Origin of the sequence: Thermovirga lienii (assembly GCF_036847465.1) — a bacterium.
Classification (GTDB): domain Bacteria; phylum Synergistota; class Synergistia; order Synergistales; family Thermovirgaceae; genus Thermovirga; species Thermovirga lienii.
In genome coordinates this window covers 37,715-44,159 of the sequence record NZ_DAITZW010000009.1, presented here as the reverse complement: position 1 = coordinate 44,159, position 6,445 = coordinate 37,715, and the positions used below count along the sequence as shown (strand labels likewise).

At 47.2% G+C, this 6,445-nt stretch carries 4 protein-coding genes; 3 read left to right on the top strand and 1 reads right to left on the bottom strand.

Going from position 1 to position 6,445, the window contains the following annotated elements:
- The first annotated feature begins 273 nt into the window (after window positions 1–273).
- Together carA and carB are read left to right on the top strand one after the other, a co-directional pair.
- Complete coding sequence (gene carA / locus V7Z69_RS04505; protein ID WP_334138785.1) at window positions 274–1,320, top strand: glutamine-hydrolyzing carbamoyl-phosphate synthase small subunit; 1,047 nt, start codon at window positions 274–276, stop codon at window positions 1,318–1,320.
- Window positions 1,321–1,322: 2 nt separating this feature from the next.
- Entirely contained in the window at window positions 1,323–4,475 is a 3,153-nt protein-coding gene (carB, locus tag V7Z69_RS04500; protein ID WP_334138783.1) for a carbamoyl-phosphate synthase large subunit, read from the top strand.
- Window positions 4,476–4,489: 14 nt separating this feature from the next.
- On the opposite strand, the gene V7Z69_RS04495 is transcribed toward carB, so the two are convergent.
- Window positions 4,490–4,867: a hypothetical protein gene (locus V7Z69_RS04495; protein ID WP_334138781.1), complete on the bottom strand. Its 378-nt coding sequence runs from the start codon at window positions 4,865–4,867 to the stop codon at window positions 4,490–4,492.
- Between the two features lie 246 nt (window positions 4,868–5,113).
- Between V7Z69_RS04495 and miaB the strand changes: the two genes are divergently transcribed.
- Window positions 5,114–6,439 carry a tRNA (N6-isopentenyl adenosine(37)-C2)-methylthiotransferase MiaB gene (gene miaB / locus V7Z69_RS04490; RefSeq protein ID WP_334138779.1) on the top strand — a complete coding sequence of 442 codons (1,326 nt, stop codon included), beginning with the start codon at window positions 5,114–5,116 and terminating at the stop codon, window positions 6,437–6,439.
- The last annotated feature ends 6 nt before the right edge of the window (window positions 6,440–6,445 follow it).

Here is a 6,445-nt window from a genome sequence, read left to right as displayed (position 1 = left end):
TTCCATTAAACAAACCGAAACAAAAACAGAAAGCCCCAGCACAAGTTTGTCTTTAGCCGTTTGGGGGTACCAACATAAACTAGCCGTGCCCTTTTCTGCTATTCCTTTCAGTTTTCCTGAACAGGTCGAGCAAAATACAGGCCCATCTGTGCGATTCTTGCGCCAAGAACGCTTGACATCTCAACCAAAAAAAATATAATCATCTAGACCAATAAACTTTGGTTTTGGTGTATAGTTTAAGTAAACCTAATTTTACAATTCGGGGGTGTTTCCGTGTACGAAGTTCGACCTATGTATCTTGTTCTTGAGGATGGAACGTGCTGGGAGGGAGTGGGACCGGGAATAGAGACCTATGGGGAAGTGGTCTTCGATACGGCTCCTGTTGGCTATCCTCAAGCTGTATCGGATCCGTCCTTTGCGGGGCAAATAGTTGTTTTCGCTTTTCCCATGATAGGTAACTATGGAGTGGATCTTGATCGTCTCGAGAGCGACAGGCCCTGGGCGAGCGGTGTCGTGGTGGCCAACATGGAAAAAGAAACCTTTGAAGGACCAGCTTTTCCCGAATGGCTCATAAATAACGGCGTAGGATGGATGGACCTAGTAGATACCAGAAGGTTGGTCGTTCATTTGAGGGAACACGGGAGCATAAGAGGAATTATATGTTCTGAGAAAAGAAAAAGCTTTGTATACCCCGAAGAGATACACCCCGTCAAGAAGGTTTCTACGAAAAACGTAATGAGAGTGGGAGAAGAAGATGGCCCCAAAATTGCCTTAATAGATTATGGAGTCAAAAGAAACATAGTGAGGGAACTGGTGAAAAGGGGCTGCAATGTGGTGATTTACCCTCATGACACCAAAGCAGAAGAGATACTGAAAGAAGAGCCCGACGGCATATTGTTGAGCAACGGTCCTGGAGATCCAGCGCTTTTGGTAGATGAGATAAAGACCGTATCAGCATTGTTGGGACATAAACCTATTGCAGGAATTTGCCTTGGCATGCAGATATTGGCGCTAGCTGCCGGAGGAGTTACAGAGAAACTAAAGTACGGGCATAGGGGAGCCAACCATGCTGTCAAGGATGTCCTATCGGGTAAGGGGTTCGTCACTAGTCAAAATCACGGCTATGCCGTGGTGGAATCCTCTTTGGCGGGCACTGGCATGATAGTGACCCATATCAACTTGGGCGATGGCAGCGTCGAGGGGATCAAACATGAAAAACTTCCCATATGGGGTGTTCAGTTTCACCCAGAGGGAAGCCCTGGGCCTTTGGATTTTGAGTTTTTCTTTGATGACTTTTTGAGGTCTGTGAAAGGGGTTTAGGGATGTTGAAAAACAATATGGAGAAACTAAACATTTTGATAATAGGTTCAGGACCCATAAGGATAGGCCAGGCTGCGGAATTTGATTATTCAGGCAGTCAAGCTTGTCGAGCGGTAAAAGAGGAAGGACACCGAGTCATACTCCTAAACAGCAATCCTGCCACGATTCAGACCGATGTAAGCGTGGCAGATGTGGTTTATATAAGGCCTATCACTGCAGAGGTTGTGGAGGAAATATTAAAAGCTCACAGGCCCGACGGGGTTATAGCAACCTTGGGTGGGCAGGTGGCTTTGAACCTTCTTGTGGAGCTGGACGAAAAGGGCGTTTGGGACAAATACGGAGTTTCTATATTAGGAACCTCAGCGGATTCAGTCAGAAAAGCTGAGGGCAGGAATGCCTTCAGGGATTTGATGAGATCCATCGGAGAGCCTGTCGTAGATAGCGCCTATGTCTCAAATCCAGAGGAAGCTTTGGATTTTGCCAAGGAAGAGCATTTTCCCTTCATAGTTCGCCCTGATTTTACTCTCGGTGGTACCGGAGGAGGAGTGGCATTTGATGCCCAACAACTTGCAAAAATCACCGAGGAGGGTTTGCGGGCCTCTCCTGTTCATAGGGTGTTGGTAGAAAGATACCTTAAAAATTGGCGAGAGATAGAGCTTGAAGTTGTGCGGGATAATGCGGGCAATAAGCTCTGTGTCTGCGGCATGGAGAACGTAGACCCCATGGGGATCCATACCGGCGATAGTATCGTTGTGGCTCCCGTTCTAACCTTGCCAGATGCCTTTTGGCAGCGCCTTCGTTCGTCAGCCTTCAGGATCGTGGATGCTATCGGCATAAAAGGCGCCTGCAACGTCCAGTTTGCTGTGTCCCCTTCGCTGGATGAGTACGTGGTGATAGAGGTAAATCCGAGGGCCAGCAGGTCCAGCGCCCTAGCCAGCAAGGCCACAGGGTACCCTATAGCCAGGGTGGCTGCAAAAATAGCCATGGGTATAAATTTGACCGATATACCAAACCCCGTGACAGGTGTTGGAAGCGCCCTTGCGGAGCCGGCATTGGATTATGTGGTAGTCAAATTCCCTAGATGGCCTTTTGAGAAATTTCCTGAGGCAGAGCCCACTGTGGGAACAAGAATGAAATCCACTGGTGAGGTTATGGCGATTGGAGGAAGTTACATTGAAGCTCTGCTCAAGGCCATTAGGTCCCTGGATTTGCCTTATGGGCTTGATAATCCTGAGGTTTCTTCCATGAGCGATGACGAGTTGCTTAGGGAGCTTGTTAATCCAACTCATAGGAGGATGTGGGCTACCTTTGAGCTTTTGAAACGAGGCTATGCAGGAGAAACCATATCTGAAAAGTCCGGAATTCATAAGTTCTTCATAGATCAGGCCAAAGTAATTGTGGATATATGTAAGAAACTTTCATCCGAAGGGCCCGATCCGGAGACTTTGAGCAAGACGCGAAGGCTAGGTTTTTCCCAGGAGGACATCAGTAGATACTGCGGTCTGAGCATTGAGGATCTTGAAAGACATGAGGGTTGGAGCCCTGTCGCTAAGGCATACCGGGAGGTGGACAGCACGGCAGGCGAGGTGCCTTCTGCTTCTGGGTATTGGTATAGCACCTGTTCCGGGTCAAGTGATGATCTGAAAGAGCATTGTAAGGGCAAGACAATAGCCGTGTTGGGTTCTGGCCCAATAAGAATAGGCCAAGGGGTTGAATTCGATTATTGCTGCGTGAAGGCCATAGAGGCCATACGAAAGCTAGGCTACAGGGCGGTAATGATAAACAACAACCCTGAAACGGTCAGCACGGATCACGATATGTCGGATGCTTTGTACTTTGAGCCCCTTACGGTAGAGGATGTTATGCCCATCTTAGAAAGAGAAGGAGCCTTAGGGGTTTTCGCGTGCTTTGGTGGGCAGACTGCGTTGAAGCTCGGATTGGGACTTGAAAAAAATGGCATAAAGCTTTTGGGAATGCCCGCTTCAGCGGTGGAGACCGCAGAGGACAGAGGCAGTTTTTCAGAGCTTTTGACGAATTTGAATATATCTCAACCTAAAGGTATAGCCGTAAGCTCCGTGGAGGAGGCTCTGTCGTGGGTCAAGGAAAACGGTTTCCCCGTTATGGTTAGGCCTAGTTTCGTTATAGGCGGTCTTGCCATGCAGGTTGTCTATAACGAGGAAGAGCTTTCGGAGGTGCTGGAAAGGATTGTAGGGCCTAATGAAGGAGCGAAGGTCCTTGTGGATCAATTTTTGCCGGGCAAGGAGTTTGAGGTAGATGCTCTTTGTGATGGCGACGAGGTATTCATCCCCGGTATTTTCGAACACCTGGATCCTGCTGGGGTTCATTCAGGGGATTCCATATCGATATTCCCCGACATATCACTATCCTATCGCCAAAGAGAGAAGATTAAAGATATAACAACAAGGTTAGCGAAGGCTTTGGGCGTGAAAGGCCTTATAAATATTCAATTTGTTATATCCGGTGGGGAAACGTATGTAATAGAGGCTAATCCCAGAGCTAGCAGGACTGTCCCAATAGCGGCCAAACTTTCAGGTGTTCCGCTGGTTGAGATAGCTGTCGCCATAGCCATGGGTAAGAAATTAAAAGATTTTGGATTGAAGAAAGAAGAGGGTGCTCCAACAGGTCCCTTTGGTGTCAAGGTGCCCGTTTTTTCGACTGAAAAACTGCCTGGTGTTGATAATCGTCTGGGGCCTGCAATGCAATCCACAGGAGAGTCTCTTGGGGTTGCTGATACCATTGCGGAGGCCCTCAAAGAGGGCTTTGAAGGAGCCGGATGGAAAATTCCCCAAAAAGGTAAGATATTGTTCACCGTGAGAGATGAATATAAATCCCAAGTTGCGCCAATCGCGGGAACTTTTAAGGCTCTAGGATGGGAGATTTTCGCTACCGAAGGCACCGGAAGAGTGCTTGAAAAATGGGGGATCCACTGCAAGAGGGAACCTAAAGGCGATGAACTGATAAAAGACATAAAAAAGCACAAGTGGGACGTTATATTCAATGTACCTTCGGGTAATTCCAGATCCTTGGGGGATGGATTCCAAATAAGGAGAGCCGCCATTGAATTGGGTGTTCCATGCGTAAACAGCATAGAGGTGCTGCAGGCTTTGGCGATCTCTTTGGCTGCCAGATCCTGAATGTTGAATCTAAATCAGTCGGTTTCTTCCGGTATTGTTTGTAGGAGCAACTGAGAGAATTGCAATAGGTAACTTTTGGGTCCCTTGGTTTCCATGGTTATAGTTGTCTGAGGCGTGAGGGAAAGCGCTAGGGTGTTCCCCAAAAGGGGATGGCTTTCCAGCACGCCTTTTTTGCCGTTTATTTGTATTAACTCATATGTGGCTTCGCTATCGAAAAGACCTTCGTTATCTGGAGAAGCTTCGATATATTTCAGGTTCGACCAGGGAACGTTAGGGCCTTCGATGATGACCACTTTTATGATTGGATTGGGTGGGTTGCGGTAAGTTGCTTCGCTCCACCATCCTTCTATTCCTTTTGCTGACTTTAATGGTACGGAGAACAAACTATCCATCTTCCAGCCCTCCAGGGAGGGTAGAGTTGTTTTGTTTATTGCTTCCCCAGAGGGGTTTGAAATGATCAAACTTGATAGTAGAATCAACGTGAAAACCAAAAGCTTCAAAGGGTTTATCCTCAAGTAAGGAAGACCTCCTGTTTTTGAAGATTTTCGTATGTCTTGATTATTGTTCAAGAGAGCTATTTAAATGGTATCATTTCCATTGGTTTTGATAAATAACTTTGCCACGTGGAGGTATTGTAGGTGAATAGTTACGCGATAAAAGTATATGGCTGCCAGATGAATGTATATGATGCAGAACGGCTCAGGACCGCTATGGCAAAGGAAGGATTCAGCGAGGTGTCCTTGGAGGAAAAGCCTGATCTGGTGATATTTGTCACGTGCAGCATTAGAGAGAAGGCAGAACAGAAGGTTTGGAGTGAAATAGGAAGGTTGGATTCCCAGTGGAGAAGGAAAGGGGCACCTAAGGTGGCCGTTATTGGTTGTATGGCTCAGAGGCTGGGAAGCAAGTTCATGGATAGGTTCAAGAGCGTTTGCCTGATTGCGGGTCCGAGAAACCTTGGAAAGGTCCCTGAGGCTCTTTCCAAGGTTGCAAAGAACGAAGAGAGGGTTTTGTTGTTGGATGACCCAAGGGAGCTTTCGGATCTCGATTGCCCTCCTTTGAGGCGGGATAACCCTTGGAGGGCTTATATAACTATAGCTCACGGCTGTGACAATTTCTGCACTTACTGCATAGTGCCTTTTACTAGAGGCAGGTTCCGTTCCAGGGCTCCTGAGGAAATTTTCAAAGAAATAGATTTTCTGGTGGCTGACGGAGTAAGAGAGATAATTCTGCTGGGACAAAACGTCAACTCTTACGGTGCCGATTTTGATAACGGATATAGGTTTTCCAATTTGCTTAGAGACGTAGCCTCGGATGAAAGGGTGGATCTGGTGAGGTTCTTGACCTCCCACCCAAAGGATTTTACGGAAGACATAGTGGATGTTATGGCATCGAATTCGAAGATCTGTCCAGCCATAAATTTGCCCATCCAGTCAGGAAGCGACAGAATTCTATCTTTGATGAACAGGGGCTATACGGTTGAGCAATATGCGAAAATAGTTGAGACAATAAGAAACAAGCTGGAAGAGGTTGCCATAACCAGCGACCTGATAGTAGGTTTTCCGGGAGAAACCGAAGAGGATTTCAATGCTTCAGTGGATGCCCTCAAGCGTTTTCGGTTCGACCTTGTGCACACAGCAGCATATTCGCCTAGGGAGGGAACCGCTGGGGCCAAGATGAAAGACCAGCTTTCAGAGGAAGAAAAATATAGGCGTCTCAACATTGTTAACGAGCTACAAAACAAGATATCTTATGAGATAAATGCAAGTTTGAAGGGCAAGAAATATAAAGTGCTTTTGGACAGTTTGCCGCCCAAAGGTGAAGGGTTGTTGCAGGGAAGGACACCTACAGACAAGGTGGTTTTGGTGGAAGGAGACCCTGGACTTCTGGGTAAGTTCGTAGAGGTGAGCATAACTGAAGCAGAGCACTGGTGCCTCCGAGGCAAATTGGAAAAGATCATTGGTTAAGGGTGA

Bases quoted from the DNA above. Each gene is read 5' to 3' on its own strand.
- V7Z69_RS04495 (WP_334138781.1), bottom strand. From the start codon at position 4,867: ATGGATAGTTTGTTCTCCGTACCATTAAAGTCAGCAAAAGGAATAGAA.
- carB (WP_334138783.1), top strand. From the start codon at position 1,323: ATGTTGAAAAACAATATGGAGAAACTAAACATTTTGATAATAGGTTCA.